This window comes from Pseudonocardia sp. UM4_GMWB1 (assembly GCF_017312155.1).
Taxonomy (GTDB): Bacteria; Actinomycetota; Actinomycetes; order Mycobacteriales; family Pseudonocardiaceae; genus Pseudonocardia; species Pseudonocardia alni.
Genome location: NZ_QJPN01000001.1, coordinates 4,613,672 through 4,630,513, shown reverse-complemented (window position 1 = coordinate 4,630,513; position 16,842 = coordinate 4,613,672). Strand labels below are relative to the sequence as shown.

Below are 16,842 nucleotides of genomic sequence, written 5' to 3'. Positions count from 1 at the left end.
CCGGCCGCGGTGTCCGGGCGCCGAGATGCGGCTCAGCGGGCTCCGGGGTGCCGGGGACCCCGCTGAGCCGCATCTCGGTGACGCTGTACCGAGCCGAGCCGAGCCGAGCCGAGCCGAGCCGAGCCGAGCCGAGCCGAGCCGAGCCGAGCGGGTCCGGTCCGGTCAGCAGGCGGCGGCGCGGGTGCGGGCCTCGGCGATCTCCGCGGCGGTGAGCAGCGGCAGCCAGGCCGACTCGCGGGCCGAGCCGACCAGGTTCTGCCGCACCCGCATCAGCGCCACCGGCCGCCCGTCGGGCGCGATCCGCAGGTAGGGCCGCGGGTCGGCGACGCCGAGCGGGCTCCACCCCCGCAGCAGGACGACGTCGCCGACCGCGATCCGGCTGCGGTGCAGCACCTCGGCCCGGTCAGGCTCGGAGTGCTCGGTGAGCGTCCCGCCTCCGGCGAGGACCACCCACGCGGTGCAGCCCAGGTAGAAGCGCCGCTCCCGGCGGGGCTCCGTGGCATGCCGGGTCACCCAGCCGACCTCGGTCGGGGCGAACGGTGATGCGAGGTGCCGGGACTCCGCCAGCCGCGCGAGGCGCTGTGCGACGTCCGAGGTCACCGGGCGGCGCGGCGGTACGAGGCCGCAGATCCGTCCGTCCGCCGCGGCCTCGGCGCTCAGCGCACGGAGGTCGTCGTCGCCGACGGTCCCGGGCACCACGACGAACCGGCGGCCGAACAGCGAGCCGGGAACCGGGTCGGCGAAGGAGCGGCTCATGGGTGCTCCTCCTCCGGCGGAACGGCGACGGCGCCGAGCCTAGGAGCGGTCTCCGGCCCGGGCGAGCCGCTGCTGACCCGGTCCGGCTACGTCGTTCGTCGCGGTGGCCGCATCCTCCGGCGGACGGGGCACCGCCCGGGACGGCCCGGCCGGGGAAGCGCCGGCCGCCGATCACCCGGCGACGGCCAGCACGAGCGGCAGCACCTCCGGAGCCCCGGCCCGCCGCAGCGCCCGCGCGGCGACCGTCATCGTCCAGCCCGAGTCGACGACGTCGTCGACCAGCAGCACCGGCCCGTCCACCCCGGACAGGTCCGGCACGGTCGCGCTGTCGAGCCCCTCCCACACCGCGGCCAGGCGCTGGGCGGAGTTCTCGGTCGCCGCGGGGCGCTCGCCGGCGGGGGACAGGGTGCCGAGCAGCGGCAGCCTGCCGATCTCGGCGATCCGCCGGGCGAGGTGGTCGAGCTGGTGCGGGCGGGTGCGTGAGCCGATCCCGACCACGCCCACCGGGCGCTGTTCCCAGCCCCACCCGGCGAGCACCCGGACCAGCGCGTCGAGCACGTCGGCCGGCACCGGGTCGTCGCCGCCGGTCACGAGCTCGCGCAGCCGGGTGCCCCACCCGATGTCGGACAGCCGTCCGATCGCCCGGCCGGACGCGGCCTGCTCGCCCGCGCCGATCCTCCCGGACAGCGGGACCCCGATGTCCTTCATCCCGGACGGCCACATCCTCCGCGGCGCGACCTCGATCCCGGGCCGGGTCAGGCGCTCGGCGGCGGCCTGCTCGCCGTCGGCGGACACCTCGTCGGACCAGACGGTGCCGGTGCAGGTGTCGCAGCGCCCGCACGGCGTCGGGTCCGGGTCGTCGAGCTGGCGGCGCAGGAACACCAGCCGGCACTCGGTGGTCGCGATGTAGTCGAGCATCGCCTGCTGCTCGGACCGGCGGGCGGAGTTCACGCGCTCGTGTCGCTCGGTGTCGTAGACCCACTCCTGGCCGGTCGCGACCCAGCCGCCCTTGACCCGCTTCGCAGCGCCGTCGGCGTCGAGGACCTTGAGCAGCATCTCCAGCCGGGTGCGGGACAGGTCGACCCGGGTCTCGATCGAGGCGGTGGACTGCGGCCGGTCCGACAGCACGGCGAGGGTCTGGCGGACCAGCGGCTCGGGCGGGAACGCCAGCGACGCGAAATAGGCCCAGATGTCGCGGTCCTCGCGGCCGGGCAGCAGCACCACCTCGGCCCGGTCCAAGGCACGCCCGGCACGGCCGATCTGCTGGTAGTAGGCGACCGGCGAGGCGGGCGCGCCGAGGTGCACGACGAACCCGAGGTCGGGCTTGTCGAAGCCCATGCCCAGCGCGGAGGTCGCGACCAGGGCCTTCACCCGGTTCTCCATCAGGTCGGACTCGGCGGCCAGGCGGTCCTCGGGGTCGGTGCGCCCGGAGTAGGAGCGCACGGCGACACCGCGCTCGCGCAGGAACTCGGCGACGTCGTCGGCCGCCTGGACGGTGAGCGTGTACACGATCCCGGCGCCGGGCATCTCGTCGAGCCTGGCCGCGAGCCAGGCCAGTCGCCGCGCCGGGCTCGGGAGCCGGACCACCGCCAGGCGCAGCGACTCGCGGTCCAGCGAGCCGCGCAGCACCAGTGTGTCCTGCTGGTCGCGCCCCATGCCGAGCTGCTCGGACACGTCGGTGACGACCCGGTCGTTCGCCGTCGCCGTGGTCGCCAGCACCGGGATCCCCGACGGCAGCTCGGCGATCAGCGTGCGCAGCCGCCGGTAGTCCGGGCGGAAGTCGTGGCCCCAGTCGGAGACGCAGTGCGCCTCGTCGACCACCAGCATCCCCGCGCTCGCCGCCAGCTCCGGCAGCACCCGGTCCCGGAAGTCGGGGTTGTTGAGCCGCTCCGGGGACACGAGCAGCACGTCGACGTCGCCGTTCGCGATGTCGGCGTAGACCGCGTCCCACTCGTCGGCGTTCGCCGAGTTCACCGTGACCGCCACGATCCCGGAGCGGATCGCGGCGTCGATCTGGTTGCGCATCAGCGCCAGCAGCGGCGACACGATCACCGTCGGCCCGGCGCCCTGAGCGCGCAGCAGCGCGGTCGCCACGAAGTAGACCGCGGACTTGCCCCAGCCGGTGCGCTGCACGACCAGCGCGCGGCGGTGCTGGGCGACGAGCGCCTCGATCGCCCTCCACTGGTCCTCGCGCAGCCGGGCCTGCGGGCCGGCCAGCTGCTGCAGGACGGTCTCGGCGCGCTCGCGCAGGTCGGTGCTCGATGCGGTGGTCACGGCACCCATGGTGGACCCGACCCCCGACAACGACCCGACGCGGGCCGCCGGGGTGTGAGCCGGGCCACCCGTCCGACGCGCGGCGGGCCGGGCGTGCAGGATGATCGCGTGTCGTCCGACAGCCCCGCCCACCGCCCGGTCTTCGGCTCCGTGGCGGACGTGACCGCCCGGCTCGCCGACGCCGGCTACCTGGCCTCGACCGCCGTCGCGACGACGGTGTTCCTCGCGGACCGGCTCGGCAAGCCGCTGCTCGTCGAGGGCCCCGCAGGCGTCGGTAAGACCGAGCTGGCCAAGGCCGTGGCCGCGGCGACGGAGTCCGGGCTGGTCCGCCTGCAGTGCTACGAGGGCATCGACGAGGCCCGCGCGCTCTACGAGTGGAACCACGCCAAGCAGCTGCTGCGGATCACCGCCGGTCAGCGCGGTGACGACGGCGCGGACTGGGACGCCACCCGCGACGACGTGTTCTCCGAGGAGTTCCTGCTCCCGCGCCCGCTGCTCACCGCGATCCGGCGCACCGACCCGACCGTGCTGCTGATCGACGAGATCGACAAGGCCGACGTCGAGGTCGAGGGCCTGCTGCTGGAGGTCCTGTCCGACTTCCAGGTCTCCATCCCCGAGCTGGGCACGGTCACCGCGAACCGGCGCCCGTTCGTGCTGCTGACCTCGAACTCCACCCGTGAGCTGTCCGAGGCGCTCAAGCGCCGCTGCCTGTTCCTGCACCTGGACTTCCCCGACGCCGACCTGGAGCGGCGGATCGTGCTCACCCGCGTCCCGGAGCTGACCGAGCAGCTCACCGACGCCCTGGTGCGCACCGTGCGGGTGCTGCGCGCGATGGAGCTGCGCAAGGCCCCCAGCGTCGCCGAGACGATCGACTGGGGCCGCACCCTGCTCGCCCTGGGCCTCGACACCCTCGACGACGACGCCGTCCGCGCCACCCTCGGTGTCGTGCTGAAGCACCGCTCGGACGCCGACAAGGCCGCCGCCGAGCTGCGGCTGAACTGAACGGCCCAGTCACGCACCGCTGATCGACTGTCAAGGTCTGCACCCCTATGGAGTGAAGATCGGATCGATCGGGGCACCGGGCGTAACCGGGACGCGTGGCGCGAGTTGTTCCGATTACACGCTCTCCAGCGACCGGAGGTCCACCGATGACCGCCCTCCCGGAACTGCCCCGCACCGCCCGCCGCCTGCTGCGCGCCGGACTGGCCGCCGGCGCCGTGCTCGCGCTCGGGCTCTCCACCGCCGGCACCGCGTCGGCGCAGGACGGCGCCCCGGACGCCGGCGTGCACCCGGGGGTCATGACCCGTACCGGACCCGAGGGCGCGCAGTGCACCGCGAACTTCGTCTTCACCGACGGGTCCGCGACCTACCTGGGGCAGGCCGCGCACTGCGCGGGCACCGGCGGATCCACCGAGGTGGACGGGTGCGAGGCCGGGTCGCTCCCGCTCGGCACCCCGGTCGAGGTCGAGGGCGCCGCCGCACCGGGCCGGCTCGTGTACTCCTCCTGGCTGAGCATGCAGGAGCGGGGCGAGACCGACCCGGAGACCTGCCGGTTCAACGACTTCGCGCTGGTCGAGCTCAGCCCGGACGACGCCGCTCGCACGAGCCCCACGGTGCCGTTCTACGGCGGCCCGACCGGGGTGGCCGCCGACGGCGTCGCGACCGGCGGGATCGTCTACGGCTACGGCAACTCCTCGCTGCGCCAGGGCGTGCGCGCGCTGAAGCCGAAGACCGGCACCTCGACCGGTACCGGGGGCGGCGGCTGGACGCACACCGTCGTCACCGTCCCGCCCGGCGTGCCCGGTGACTCCGGCTCGGGCTACCTGACCGCCGACGGCCGCGCCCTCGGCGTCCTCTCGACGCTGAACCTGGCTCCGGCTCCCGGCACGAACGGCATCAGCGACCTGCGGAAGATCCTCGACTACGCCAACGGCCCCGGCGGCCACGGCGGAGCACTGCGCCTGGTCGAGGGCGACCGTCCCTTCACCCCGCAGCCGGTGCCGATCGACCCCGCCTTCTAGGCGGAGGACCCCCGCGGTGTGGGACCGCGGTGCACCCCGGCGCTCCGGTCGTGGCTCGGCGGCTCGACCGGAGCGCCGGTGTACGTGCTCCGCGACGACTCGGCGGGGTCGACGCCGTCCGCACCCGGTACCCGGACCCGGCGCGACCACCGCGACCTACGCCTGGAGCCTGGGGACGGTGGGCCGGCCACCCTCGCTGATCACGCCCGCGTCACGCATGATGGACCGGTGACGATCCCGCCCGCCACCGCGCTCGCCCCCGAGCACGGCCTGCCCGGGCACCTCGTCGACTTCGTCTCCGCGCTGCGCCGCCACCACGTCGCGGTCGGTCCCGGGGAGACCGTCGACGCGGCCCGCGTGCTCGGCGCCCTGGATCTGCTGCACCGCGACCAGCTGCGGGAGGGGCTCGCCGCGGCGCTGCTGCGCCGCTCCGGGCAGCGCGGCACCTTCGACGCGCTGTTCGACCTGTGGTTCCCGCCCGCGCTGGGCGCCGGGTCGTCCGACGTCGACGTCCCGCGGATCGACGACGAGTCCGGGGAGGGCACCGGCCCGGTCGACGTCGACGCGCTGCGCGAGATCCTCGCCGACCTGCTCCGCGACGGCGACGAGGAGACCCTGCGCGAGCTCGCCCGCGCCGCCGTCGACGCGATCGGGACCTCCGGTGCGGCCGGGCAGGGCGTCCGCGGGCAGACGGCGAAGCCGAACTGGTCGGCCTACCAGGCGCTGGGCGCGCTGTCCCCGGACACGCTGCTCGCCCGGATCCTCGACGGGCTGCGGGAGGAGGGCGACACCGACTTCGTGTCCGAGGTCCGCCGCCGCGAGATCCGCGACCGCATCGCCCGGTTCCGCGACGTCGTCCGGGAGGAGGTCCGTCGCCGCACCGCCGAGCAGCGCGGCCGCGAGCAGATCGCCCGCACCACCACCCCCACCCAGACCGACCAGGTCGACTTCCTCACCGCGAACGCCACCCAGCTCGCCGACCTGCGCCGTACCGTGCAGCCGCTGGCCCGGCGGCTCGCGTCGCGGCTGTCGGCGCGGCGGCGCCGCTCGAACCGCGGCCGGCTCGACCTGCGGCGCACGCTGCGCCGGTCGATGTCCACCGGCGGTGTGCCGATGGACCCGGCGCACAAGGTGCGCCGTCCCGGCCGCCCCGAGCTGGTGCTGCTGTGCGACGTGTCCGGGTCCGTCGCCGGGTTCAGCCACTTCACGTTGCTGCTGGTCCAGGCGCTGCGCGAGCAGTTCTCCAAGGTGCGGGTGTTCGCGTTCATCGAGCGCACCGACGAGGTCACGCACCTGTTCGAACCCGGCGCGGAGCTGTCCGGGGTGATGCAGCGGGTGCTGCGCGAGGCCACGCTCACCGCGTTCGACGGCCACTCCGACTACGGCAGCGCGTTCGGCGACTTCCTGGAGCACCACGGCGACGCGCTCACCCCGAAGACGTCGTTGCTGGTGCTCGGCGACGGCCGCACCAACTACCGCGACCCCAACCTGCGGGCGCTGGCGATGATGGCCGGGCGGGTCCGGCACGCGCACTGGCTCAACCCCGAGCCCGAGCGCAGCTGGGGCTCCGGCGACTCGGCCGCCACCCGCTACGGCGAGGTGCTCCCGATGCACGAGTGTCGTACCGCCGCGCAGCTCACCGACGTCGTCCAGGCGCTGCTGCCGGTCTGATCCTCCGGGCGATCACCCCGGAAGGGCTGACACCGGCGTCGCCGCGTCCTAGATTGCCGGGGTGCAGGAGGTCACGGTCCGGGTCCTCGGCCCGCTCCGTGTGACGGCCGGCGCCGCGGCGGTCGAGGTCGGCTCCGGCCGCCGCCGCGAGCTGCTCGCCCGGCTCGCCGCGGCCGGCGGCGAGGTCGTCGCCGTCGACACGCTGGTGGAGGACCTGTGGCAGGGCGCCCCGCCCGCGCAGGCGCACGGCGGGCTGCAGGTCCACGTCTCCCGGCTGCGACGGGTGCTCGAACCCGACCGGTCCCCGCGGGCGGTCCCGACGGTGCTGGTCAGCCGCCCACCCGGCTACGCGCTGGCACTCGGCCCCGACGGGCTCGACGCGCGCGCCTTCACCGACCTCCTCGACCGCGCCGCCGCGGCCGCACCGGACCGGGCCGACGCCCTGCTCGGCGAGGCCCTGGCGCTGTGGGACGGTCCCGCCTACGCCGAGTTCGCCGACGCCGCCTGGGCGCGCGCCGAGGCCGAACGCCTCGACGAGCTGCGTCAGGTCGCGGTCGAGCGGCGGGCCCGCGCACGGCTGCGGCTGGGCCGGGCCGACGCCGTCGTCCCGGACCTGACGTCGCTGGTGGGGGAGCACCCGCTGCGCGAGGACGCGGTCGGGCTGCTGGCCGTCGCGCTGTACCGCACCGGCAGACAGGCCGACGCGCTGGCCGTGCTGGCCCGCACCCGTCGCCTGCTCGCCGACGAGCTGGGAGTCGACCCCGGCCCCGGGCTGCGCGCGATCGAGGCGGACGTGCTCGCCCACCGCGACCCCGGTGGCGACCCCGGCGGGGGAACCGGCGTCGGTCCCGCCGGCCGCACCGACGCGCCCGCGCCCGCGACCGGGACCGCGCCGCGCCCGCCCGGACCGGCGGACACGTCCCCGCGGACCCCGGCCCTGCTCGGACGGGCGGCCGAGCTCGGCAGGCTCGCCGCCGCCGCGGAGCGGGCCCGCGGCGGCGGGCAGCTGGTGCTCGTCGCCGCCGACGCGGGCGCGGGCAAGTCCACGCTGCTCGCCGCGTTCGCCGCCGCCGCGACCGCCGACGGCTGGACTGCCGTCACCGGCCGCTGCCCGGAGATCGACGGCGCCCCGCCGGCCTGGGCGTGGCGGGAGATCGTCGACGCGCTCGTCACGGCGCACGACCCGCCCGCCGAGCTGGTCGAGCGGCTCGCCCCGCTGCGCTCCCCGGCCGGACCCGGCGGCGCCGAGGTCACGTTCTGGCTGGCCCGGGCGGTGGTGGAGCTGCTCGCCGTCGCGGGGCGGGAGCGGCCGCTGCTGCTGGTCCTCGACGACCTGCACCGCGCCGAGTCCGAGACCCTCGCTCTGCTGCGCGCGGTCGTCGCCGGGGTCACGGAGCTGCCCGTGCTCGTCGCCGCGGGCCTGCGCCCGGCCGAGGCGGGTGCCGAGCTGCAGGCCGCGCTCGCCGCCCTCGCCGAGCCCACGGCGGACCGCATCGAGCCGGCGCCGATGACCGCGGGCGACGTCGCCGGGATGCTGGACCGGCACGGCGTGCCCGCCGCCGCGCCCGAGCTGGTCGCCCGGATCACCGAACGGACCGGCGGGAACCCGCTCTTCGTCCGCGAGCTGGCCCGCCTCGTCGCCGCCGAGGGCCCGTCCGCCGCGGCCGACGCCGTCCCGGCCGGGGTCCGCGAGGTGCTGCGCCGGCGCCTGGCCCGGCTGCCCGCGACCACCCGCACCGCGCTGGCCCGGGTCTCGGTGCTCGGCCGCGACCTGGACACCGACGACGCCCTCGACCTCGCCGCCACCGCCGACGGCGTCGACCCGCTGGACGCCCTGGAGCCCGCGGTGCTCGGCGGGATGCTGCTCGAACCCGGGCCGGGACGGCTGCGGTTCTCCCACGACCTGGTCCGGGACACCCTCTACGGCGACATCCCGCAGCTGCGTCGCGCCCGGCTGCACGCCGCGGCCCACGCGATCCTCACCCGCAGGCGGCCCGACGACCCGGTCCCGCTGGCCCACCACGCACTCGCCGCCGGGTCCGCCGTCGAGCCGGACCGTGCCCTGGCCGCGGTCCGTGCCGCCGCCGCGGCCGCCGCCGGATTCGGCTCGCACCGCGAGGCCGCCCGGTTCTACGGCCGCGCCGTCGAGCTCGCCGGACGGGCCGGGACCGGCGTCGACGACGAGCTCGCCCTGCGCTGCGCGCTGGTCGCCGAGCTCGCCCGCGGCGGCGACGGCCACACCGCCCTCACCGAGCGCCGGACCGCCGTCGACCAGGCGACGGCCGCCGCACCGCAGTGGCTCGGCGCCGTCCTGACCAGCTACGACACCCCTGTCAGCTGGACCATCCGGCCGGGCCAGAACATCGACGCCGAGCTGATCGACCTCATCGAGACCGAGCTCGCGGCGACCCCGCCCGACGCCGTCGACCGGCGGGTGCGGCTGCTCGCCGCCCTGGTGTTCGAGATCGAGGGGCACGACGACGACCGGGTCCGCTCCGCCTCGGCGGAGGCCATGGCGCTCACCGGGCGCGGCGTCGACCCGCTGCTGCGCTGCCGGGCGCTCAACGCCCGGTTCTTCGCCGTCCTCGCCCCGGACCTGTGGCACGAGCTGGCCCCGGTGGGGGAGGAGCTGGCCGAGCTCGGCGGCCGGGCCGGGCACGCCGGCTACCGCACGCAGGCCCACCACCTGCAGCTCATGGTCGCCGCCGGCCGCCACGACCTCGACGCGGCGACACGGCACGCGGAGGCCGCCGTCGCCGGGGCCCCGGGCGGCCAGCTGGAGTTCACGCTCGGCTGGGCCTACATCTTCTCGGCGCTGCGCGCACTCGTCGCGGGGGAGCTGGACACCGCCGAGGAGCGCTACTCCGAGCTCGCGACCCGGCTGGTCGGTGCCGGCCAGGTCAACGGGGCGCTGATGGGGCTGCTGGGGCGGTTCGTCGTGCGGTACGACCAGGGCCGCCTCGGCGAGCTGGTCCCCGAGCTCGAGGCGCTCCGCGACGCGCTGCCGCCGACCTTCGGTGACTTCCTCGCGCTGGCCCACCTGCACGCGGGCGACCCCGTCCGGGCCCGCGAGGTGTGGGCGCCGGACGCGGAGCTGGCCCGCAGCTACTACTGGCTGATCTGGACCTGCGTGCGCGCCGAGGTGGCGGTCGGCCTGGCCGACCGGGACGTCGCCGCGCGGTACCGGGAGCAGCTGCGCCCGTGGACGGGCACGGTCGCGGGGCTGTCGTCGGGCACGATCGCGCTCGGCCCCACCGACCTGGTGCTCGCCGGTCTGGAGGGGCTGCTCGACCCGGCAGGCGGCGGCCGGGTCCACCACCTGCGCGAGGCCGAGCGGGTCGCGGCGGAGCTGGGTGCCCCGGTGTGGCGCGACCGCGCCCGGCGGCTGCTCCCGGCGGCCGTCGCCGACCACTCGACGGCACCGGCTCCCGGGGCTCAGGACGTGCCGAACACCAGCGCACAGCGCCTGCGGTAGCCGCCGCGCAGCAGCCGCTCCATCAGCACGACCACCGGCCCGGCCTCGCGGCGCATCCCGGCCCACTCCTGCGGGGTGGTCACGGCGACGATCCGCGGCAGCATGAACCGCAGGCCCGGCCCGGACTTCTGCACCTGCGCGACGACGGCGTCCCAGTCGTCGGCGGGCACGTGGCGCTCGATCACCGGGAACAGGTCGCGCTCCTCGGCGTCGAGGTGCTCGTCGATCTCGTCGCGGACGACGGCGAGCCGGTCGGCGAGCACGCCCGCCGCCCGCGCCCGGGCCGGTCCCTGTGACGCGGCGACGACGGCGGCCGCGGCCTCCCGCACCGCGGCGAGCAGCGGGTCGAGGCGGCCGTGGTCGTCGCTGAGCTCGTCCAGGTCGACGGCGTGCCCGGCGTGCCGGGCGATCACCGGCCAGGCGATGTCGTCCTCGGCGGTGTGGTGGCCGTGGATCTCGTGCTCCAGCTGCTCCAGCCAGGTCCGCAGCGCGCGGGCGCGCCGGTCCGGGCAGGGCGCGCCGTCGGCGATCGCGCGGGCGGCGTCGGCGAGCCGGTGCAGGTCGACCCGCATGACGCGGTGGGCGAGGGTGATGCCGACCAGGTCGGCGGTACGGGTGTCGCGGGCGGTGGTCACCGGGATCTCCTACGGGTTCGGGGCGGTCGGTCTCTCGACACCGCAGACCGTGCGCCCACCCGCCGGCCGGGGACTTGCACCTCACTTGTGCCACCGTTCGCCCGGCTCTTGACCGGCCGGCCAACCAAGAGTAGACCGGAGGTATCCCCACAGGGACCTCACAGGAGAAGGTGACTGACGATGGCTGGGACCACTGGTCGTACCTGGCAGCGGTGGCAGGACTGGGCCGCTCTCGTGATCGGTGTGCTGACGGCCCTCTCGCCTCTCGTGACGACGACGAATGCCGCCGCCGCGTGGACGATGGTCGTACTGGGCGTGGTGCTCGCCGCCACGTCGCTCTGGTCGCTCGCCGTGCCCGGCTCGGTGGCGAGCGAATGGGTGCACGGTGTGCTCGGCGTGCTGCTGTTCCTCGCCCCCTGGGTGATGGGCTACAGCGCGCTGACCGGGGCGTCGTGGACGTCCTGGGTGGCGGGCGTCCTCGCGGTCGTCGTGGCGGCCTCGGCGCTGCCCGCGGCGAACGCGGAACACCGCACGCTCGCCACGCACTGACCGTCCGGCAGCACGACGACCAGGTGAGGGGCCGCGACCCGGAGGGGTCGCGGCCCCCGCCGCGTCCGGGGGAGGATCGCACCGTGGACCACGAGCTCGACCCGGACGCACCCGCCCGGGACCGCATCCTCGACGCGGCCGAGGGGCTGTTCGCCGAGCACGGCTTCGACGCGACGCCCACCTCGCGCATCGCCGAGCGTGCCGGGGTGCCGAAGGGGCTGGTGCACTACTACTTCCGCCGCAAGCCCGACCTGCTCGAAGCGCTCGTCGAACGGCTCCCGCACCCGGTGCGCGGGGCGGACGTCGCCGTCGCCGGGGACGTGCTCGCCGGGCTGCGTGCGCTGGTCACCGCGCTGGACCGGGCGCTCGACGCGTCCTCGGTCCTGTCCCACCTGCTGTGGCGCGAGGCCGACGCCCACCCGGTCGTCCGGGACGCGCTGCTGCGCCGCTCCGGCGAGCTGGAGGACGCGGTGCACGAGGTGCTGCACACCGGCGGCGGGGCACCGGATCGGATCCGCGGCGCCGCCCGGCTGCTGGCCGCGGCGATCGGGCACCGCTACGCCCTGGACCGGCACGGCGACGACGCCCGCACCGACATGGAGGCCGAGCTGTCCTTCGTCGCCGCGGGCCTGTAGCGGCGCCCCGGAGCGGTGGTCAGGGCCAGGGGCGCCAGGGCGCGCCGGACTCCTCGTAGCGCGGGACGGTGTGCCTGCGGTCGGCGAGCCGGTGCAGCGCGTGTGCGGCCCACGTCCGCCATCCGACCAGCACCAGTACGACGACGATCAGCCCGGCGGTGAGCGGCCCGGCCCAGCCGAGCGGACCCGAGGCGTTGACCGCGGCCATGACCAGCGGGCCGAGCAGCGCGAACACCGCGCCCGCGACCTGCGGGAGCCGGGCGTCGGCGAGCACGTCGACGGCGATCAGCCTGCGCTGCTCACCGTCCGGGGTGCCTCCCGAGCGCAGCACCTTCCGTGCGGCCGCGCGGTCGCGCACCAGTCCCATGTCCGGCCCGCGGGCCGGGGCGACCCGCACCGGGATCCGCGACGCCGACAGCCACAGCAGCACCACGCCGAGCAGGCTCAGCAGCCCGCCGACGACGATCGCGGCCAGCAGGTGGTCGGCGCGGGCGTGGACGTCGGTGGTGATCGAGTAGACGACGCCGAACCACGCCGCCGCGACCCCGGCCGCGACCCGGCCGATGACGACGGCCCGCAGGGACGGCGGTCGCACGGTCGGCCACGGCCCGGCCGGCGCGACGGCGGCCGGCTCGCCGGGCCGGTCGACGGGACGGCTCTCGGGCACCGGCGGTGCGGGCGGGGACAGCACCGGGCCGGGTGCACCCGGGGGACCCGCGGGCGGCGGGGCCGCGGACTCGTGCAGCCGCTGACGTCCGCCGGGCGCGGGCGGAGGGGCCGGGGGACCGGGCGCGGGGGAGCGGGGGCCGGCGTCGCGGTCGGCCCGGTCGCCGGTGTCCGGAGCACGCATGGTCGCGACGCTACCCGCGGGTCCGGACGCTCCGGCCGGGGTGTCGGCCCCGCGCGACGGGTGCGGCCCCCGGGGCGCCGAACGAGCGATGCGGATCACGCAGAGACGACAATCAGGTCAGGTTAGGCTCGCCTTCCCAAGTCGAAGGAGGCCTGCCGTGCCGCGTGCCGCAGCACCCCTGTCCGTCCGTTCCGTGAGCCGTCGCGGCGTCCTCGCCGGCGCCGCCGGTCTGCTGGTCCTCGCCGGGTGCGGGACCCGGCCGCAGGACGGGCAGGGCGCCGAGGGTGTGGCCGCGGAGGGCTACCCGGTGACGGTGCGGCACGCGCTGGGGGAGACGGTCGTCCCCGACCGGCCGCAGCGCGTCGTCACGCTGAGCGCGGCGAACACCGACGTCGCGCTGGCGATGGGGGTGCTGCCGGTCGCGATCCCGCGCACCGTCTACGGCGGCGACGCCGAGGGTGTGCTGCCCTGGGTGCGCGACGCGATCACCGCGCACGGTGGCGCGTTTCCGCAGGTCATCGGCTCCGACGACCTGTCGGTGACGCCGATCGAACAGGTCGCTGCGGCCCGGCCGGACCTGGTGCTGGCCACCTACTCGGGGCTGACGCGGGCCGAGTACGACCAGCTGTCCGCGATCGCCCCGACCGTCGCCTACCCCGACGCCCCCTACTCCACCGGCTGGCAGGACCAGACCCGGATCGCCGGTCAGGTGTTCGGCGACCCGGCGCGGGCCCGGCAGCTGATCGACTCCACTGGGCAGCGCCTGCGCACGGCGGCCCAGCGGTACCCGCAGCTGGCGGGCGCCACGTTCGTCTACACCGGAGGGATGGACTCCGGTGCGCTCGGTGTCTTCCGGGCGGGCGACGTCCGCGTCCAGCTGGTCACCGACCTCGGGCTCACCCTGGCGCCCTACGTCGAGCAGAACGCGCCGGGCGGTGGGGAGGTCTACTACACCGTCAGCGGTGAGCTGCTCTCGCGCGTCGAGTCCGACCTCGTCATCGGCTTCTTCGCGACGCCGGCCGAGGAGCAGGCCTTCCGGAGCGCGCCCGGCGTCGGGCTGCTGCCGGCGATGGCCCGTGGCGGGTTCGCCCCGGTCGTCGGGGCCGACCGGGTGGTGGCGACGTCGGCGCCGTCGGTCCTGTCGATCCCGTGGGTGCTCGACGCGTACCTGCCGATCCTGGCCGCCGCCGCTCGCTCGCGCGGCTGATCCGGTCACCCACCTGCCGTAGTCGACATCTGACTATCAGTTATCTCCGCAGGTGACGCGAACGGGTGAATGCGCGTTGCGGGCGCGGTCGCCCCTCGTTGAGTGGGCAAGACCGTTTGCGACGGTCTAACGACCAACCATGGAGGTTGTGAGATGCGGAAGTCCGTTCGCGGCGCGCTCGTCGGCGCAGCGCTGCTCCCCCTGGCCGTCGCGGCGCCCGCCGCGGCCTTCGCCGGCACCACCGGCTACGACGAGGGTGGCAAGGACAAGGGTCACTCGAAGCACGAGGGTGACAAGGACAAGGGCCACCACAAGAAGCACGGTCACCACAAGAAGTGGGACCACAAGAAGCACGACGACAAGAAGCACGACCTCGCGCTGCCGGCCCCGCTGGACAGCGTCGTCGACATGATCACCGGCGCCACCGGCGGCGACCTGCCGTCGGCGCCGGCGACCCCGGTCGGCTGACCGACCCCGGTCCCGCGACGGGCCGGTCCGGACCCTCGAGGGGTGTCCGGACCGGCCCGTCCGCCGTTGCGGGGCCGGTGCCGTACGGGCGGGTCAGATCACCGGCGCCGGGTCCTGCGTCGGTGGGTCCTTCAGGATCGTGTCGCCCTTGACGAACCACGCGACACCGAAGGCGAGGATCGCGACGGCCTCCAGCCAGAACAGGGTGTGGAACCGCTCGGCGACGGCGTCGGGCACCAGTGCCGCGTCCAGTGCGGCCAGCACCAGGCAGATCACGATCGTCGCGCCGCAGACCCGGTAGACGAGGTTGCGGGCGGCCTTGCTCCGCGTCCCGGATCCGCCGCGGGTGAACAGCACCAGGCAGAACCAGGCCAGGCCCGCGAAGAACACCGTCGCCGCGGCCAGGTGGAGGTACCCGACGACGGTCGCCGCCGTCGTCGCCGCGCCGTCGGGCCGGGTGGGCAGCAGTGCGACGGCGATCGCCGCCGTCCCGGTGATGTTGGCGAGCCGGTTGTCCGGCCGCTCGTAGCGGTAGCAGAAGAGGAACACGCCGACCGCGCACAGCGAGCCGACGAACACGTCGCGCATCGGCGAGTAGTAGTAGCGGCTGATGGAGTCCTGCAGCCCGTCGCCGCCGAGGGCCAGGTCGCCCGTCACCAGCACGAACGGGAGCAGGATCCCGATCACGCCGACGGCACGCCGCAGACCCAGGTAGGACAGCACGGCACCGTCGGCACGCGAGGACATGACGAAGATCGTCGCAGAGACGTCGCTCGAACTCTCGTTCGATCGGGCGTAGCGTTCGGGAGGTGGACGTCGGCGGGCAGGCTTCGCTCTTCGCGACCGGGGGTGTGGCCCCGGCGTACCGGCACGAGCTCACCGGTGGGGCGTGGGTCGACGTCGCGGTCGGCTGGGCCCCCGATGCGGACGAGCTGTTCGCGCTGCTCCGCGCGACCGTGCCGTTCCGCGGCCACCGCCGCCGCATGTACGACCGCGTGGTCGACGAGCCGCGCCTCACCCACCGCTGGGTCCTGCCCGACGACGCGGTGCCCCACCGGCTGCGCGACATGGGCCGGACGCTGGGGGAGCGCTACGGCCACGACTTCACCCAGATCGGCGTGAACCTCTACCGCGACGGCGCCGACGGCGTGGCCTGGCACGGCGATCGGGTCGCCCGCGAGCGGCCCGAGGCCGTCGTCGCGCTGGTCGCCCTCGGCGCGACGCGGCCGCTGCGGCTGCGCCCGACCGGCGGCGGGGCGTCGGTGTCGTTCCCGCTCGCCTCGGGCGACCTGCTGGTCATGGGCGGGACGTGCCAGCGGACCTGGCAGCACAGCGTGCCGAAGGTGGCGCGCAGCGGTCCGCGCATCAGCGTCCAGTTCCGCCACCTGTATCCGGGGATGCCGCCGGGTGGGCGACCGACATAGTCTGCGTCGATGCAGCGCAAGATCGGCGTGATGGGCGGGACGTTCGACCCCGTCCACCACGGCCACCTCGTCGCCGCCAGTGAGGTGGCGGACCGCTTCGCCCTCGACGAGGTGATCTTCGTGCCGACCGGGCGACCGTGGCAGAAGACCGGCCGCGACGTCTCGCCGGCCGAGGACCGCTACCTGATGACGGTCATCGCGACGGCGTCGAACCCCCGGTTCTCGGTCAGCCGCGTCGACGTCGACCGTGACGGCCCCACCTACACCGCGGACACCCTCGCCGACCTGCACGCCACCATGCCCGACGCGCAGCTGTTCTTCATCACCGGCGCCGACGCGCTCCAGCAGATCCTGTCCTGGCGCAAGGTCGACGAGCTGTTCCGCTACGCGCATTTCGTCGGCGTGACCCGGCCCGGGTACGAGCTGGCCGACGGGCACCTGCCCCAGGGGTCGGTGACGACGGTCGAGGTGCCCGCGATGGCGATCTCGTCCAGCGAGTGCCGGGCGCGCGTGGGTGCGGGGAGGCCGGTCTGGTACCTCGTGCCGGACGGGGTGGTGCAGTACATCTCCAAGCGCAGTCTGTACCTGAATCCGGACGTCTGAACTGCGGTTTCTCCGACGGGCACCCCTGCGGGTACACATCCGGTACACGATCACCTGACTCGGATCGTCAGCGCAGACCCGCACCGAGCGCGGTGTCGACGAGCGTCCGGGTGCGGTCCAGGGCGTCCGGCTACCGAGATGTCAGCGTGCATGGTGCCGTCCTGCCGGTCGGCGTCGACCTTGCACTCGAACAGGCAGCCCGCCGGTCGAGGGAGTCCAGTCGGCGCTCAACCTCGGTGGGGCGGAACCGGACGTGCTTGCCGACCTCGACCCC

At 75.5% G+C, this 16,842-nt stretch carries 15 protein-coding genes; 10 read left to right on the top strand and 5 right to left on the bottom strand.

Going from position 1 to position 16,842, the window contains the following annotated elements; all coding sequences use genetic code 11:
* Positions 1 to 162: 162 nt before the first annotated feature.
* Together DMP15_RS21625 and DMP15_RS21620 are read right to left on the bottom strand one after the other, a co-directional pair.
* Positions 163 to 756 (bottom strand): hypothetical protein, encoded by a 594-nt coding sequence (locus DMP15_RS21625; protein WP_337826379.1) that lies wholly within the window; start codon positions 754 to 756, stop codon positions 163 to 165.
* 171 nt (positions 757 to 927) lie between these two features.
* On the bottom strand, positions 928 to 3,039 hold the full coding sequence (locus DMP15_RS21620; protein WP_337826378.1) for a RecQ family ATP-dependent DNA helicase: 2,112 nt from the start codon (positions 3,037 to 3,039) through the stop codon (positions 928 to 930).
* Positions 3,040 to 3,138: 99 nt separating this feature from the next.
* On the opposite strand from DMP15_RS21620, the gene DMP15_RS21615 reads away from it, so the two are divergent.
* From DMP15_RS21615 to DMP15_RS21600, 4 genes are all read left to right on the top strand, one after another.
* The gene (locus DMP15_RS21615; protein ID WP_062401366.1) at positions 3,139 to 4,032 is read left to right on the top strand and encodes an AAA family ATPase; all 894 of its coding nucleotides are present in this window, start codon (positions 3,139 to 3,141) and stop codon (positions 4,030 to 4,032) included.
* Positions 4,033 to 4,178: 146 nt separating this feature from the next.
* Entirely contained in the window at positions 4,179 to 5,051 is an 873-nt protein-coding gene (locus DMP15_RS21610; protein WP_083659065.1) for a serine protease, read from the top strand.
* A 228-nt stretch (positions 5,052 to 5,279) separates the two neighbouring features.
* Positions 5,280 to 6,722, top strand: a complete 1,443-nt coding sequence (locus DMP15_RS21605; RefSeq protein WP_179760615.1) for a vWA domain-containing protein — start codon at positions 5,280 to 5,282, stop codon at positions 6,720 to 6,722.
* A 61-nt stretch (positions 6,723 to 6,783) separates the two neighbouring features.
* On the top strand, positions 6,784 to 10,197 hold the full coding sequence (locus tag DMP15_RS21600; protein ID WP_337826377.1) for a BTAD domain-containing putative transcriptional regulator: 3,414 nt from the start codon (positions 6,784 to 6,786) through the stop codon (positions 10,195 to 10,197).
* Here DMP15_RS21600 and DMP15_RS21595 read toward each other — a convergent pair.
* Positions 10,158 to 10,832, bottom strand: coding sequence for a hemerythrin domain-containing protein (locus DMP15_RS21595; protein WP_337826376.1), 675 nt, complete (start codon positions 10,830 to 10,832; stop codon positions 10,158 to 10,160). The two genes, DMP15_RS21600 and DMP15_RS21595, sit on opposite strands and share 40 nt — an antisense overlap.
* 180 nt (positions 10,833 to 11,012) lie before the next feature.
* Between DMP15_RS21595 and DMP15_RS21590 the strand changes: the two genes are divergently transcribed.
* Positions 11,013 to 11,381 (top strand): SPW repeat domain-containing protein, encoded by a 369-nt coding sequence (locus DMP15_RS21590; protein ID WP_062401380.1) that lies wholly within the window; start codon positions 11,013 to 11,015, stop codon positions 11,379 to 11,381.
* A gap of 83 nt (positions 11,382 to 11,464) precedes the next feature.
* A complete protein-coding gene (locus DMP15_RS21585; protein WP_337826375.1) occupies positions 11,465 to 12,016 on the top strand; it encodes a TetR/AcrR family transcriptional regulator in 552 nt (183 codons plus the stop codon).
* Between the two features lie 19 nt (positions 12,017 to 12,035).
* Here DMP15_RS21585 and DMP15_RS21580 read toward each other — a convergent pair whose 3' ends face one another.
* Positions 12,036 to 12,866, bottom strand: a complete 831-nt coding sequence (locus DMP15_RS21580; protein ID WP_337826374.1) for a hypothetical protein — start codon at positions 12,864 to 12,866, stop codon at positions 12,036 to 12,038.
* A gap of 157 nt (positions 12,867 to 13,023) precedes the next feature.
* Here DMP15_RS21580 and DMP15_RS21575 point away from each other — a divergent pair, with 157 nt between their 5' ends.
* Positions 13,024 to 14,073, top strand: coding sequence for an ABC transporter substrate-binding protein (locus DMP15_RS21575; protein ID WP_337826373.1), 1,050 nt, complete (start codon positions 13,024 to 13,026; stop codon positions 14,071 to 14,073).
* A 153-nt stretch (positions 14,074 to 14,226) separates the two neighbouring features.
* Positions 14,227 to 14,541 carry a hypothetical protein gene (locus tag DMP15_RS21570; RefSeq protein ID WP_100880087.1) on the top strand — a complete coding sequence of 105 codons (315 nt, stop codon included), beginning with the start codon at positions 14,227 to 14,229 and terminating at the stop codon, positions 14,539 to 14,541.
* A 93-nt stretch (positions 14,542 to 14,634) separates the two neighbouring features.
* On the opposite strand, the gene DMP15_RS21565 is transcribed toward DMP15_RS21570, so the two are convergent.
* On the bottom strand, positions 14,635 to 15,288 hold the full coding sequence (locus tag DMP15_RS21565) for a DUF998 domain-containing protein (RefSeq protein ID WP_337826372.1): 654 nt from the start codon (positions 15,286 to 15,288) through the stop codon (positions 14,635 to 14,637).
* Positions 15,289 to 15,350: 62 nt separating this feature from the next.
* Between DMP15_RS21565 and DMP15_RS21560 the strand changes: the two genes are divergently transcribed.
* Positions 15,351 to 15,965, top strand: a complete 615-nt coding sequence (locus DMP15_RS21560) for an alpha-ketoglutarate-dependent dioxygenase AlkB (RefSeq protein ID WP_073578035.1) — start codon at positions 15,351 to 15,353, stop codon at positions 15,963 to 15,965.
* 9 nt (positions 15,966 to 15,974) lie between these two features.
* Positions 15,975 to 16,568, top strand: a complete 594-nt coding sequence (gene nadD / locus DMP15_RS21555) for a nicotinate-nucleotide adenylyltransferase (RefSeq protein ID WP_179760607.1) — start codon at positions 15,975 to 15,977, stop codon at positions 16,566 to 16,568.
* Positions 16,569 to 16,842: the final 274 nt, after the last annotated feature.

What these genes read in the sequence shown, in the direction of transcription:
- DMP15_RS21625 (WP_337826379.1), bottom strand. Translation starts at nt 756, where the DNA reads ATGAGCCGCTCCTTCGCCGACCCGGTTCCCGGCTCGCTGTTCGGCCGC.
- DMP15_RS21620 (WP_337826378.1), bottom strand. Translation starts at nt 3,039, where the DNA reads ATGGGTGCCGTGACCACCGCATCGAGCACCGACCTGCGCGAGCGCGCC.
- DMP15_RS21610 (WP_083659065.1), top strand. Translation starts at nt 4,179, where the DNA reads ATGACCGCCCTCCCGGAACTGCCCCGCACCGCCCGCCGCCTGCTGCGC.
- DMP15_RS21590 (WP_062401380.1), top strand. Translation starts at nt 11,013, where the DNA reads ATGGCTGGGACCACTGGTCGTACCTGGCAGCGGTGGCAGGACTGGGCC.
- DMP15_RS21580 (WP_337826374.1), bottom strand. Translation starts at nt 12,866, where the DNA reads ATGCGTGCTCCGGACACCGGCGACCGGGCCGACCGCGACGCCGGCCCC.
- DMP15_RS21570 (WP_100880087.1), top strand. Translation starts at nt 14,227, where the DNA reads ATGCGGAAGTCCGTTCGCGGCGCGCTCGTCGGCGCAGCGCTGCTCCCC.
- DMP15_RS21565 (WP_337826372.1), bottom strand. Translation starts at nt 15,288, where the DNA reads ATGTCCTCGCGTGCCGACGGTGCCGTGCTGTCCTACCTGGGTCTGCGG.
- nadD (WP_179760607.1), top strand. Translation starts at nt 15,975, where the DNA reads ATGCAGCGCAAGATCGGCGTGATGGGCGGGACGTTCGACCCCGTCCAC.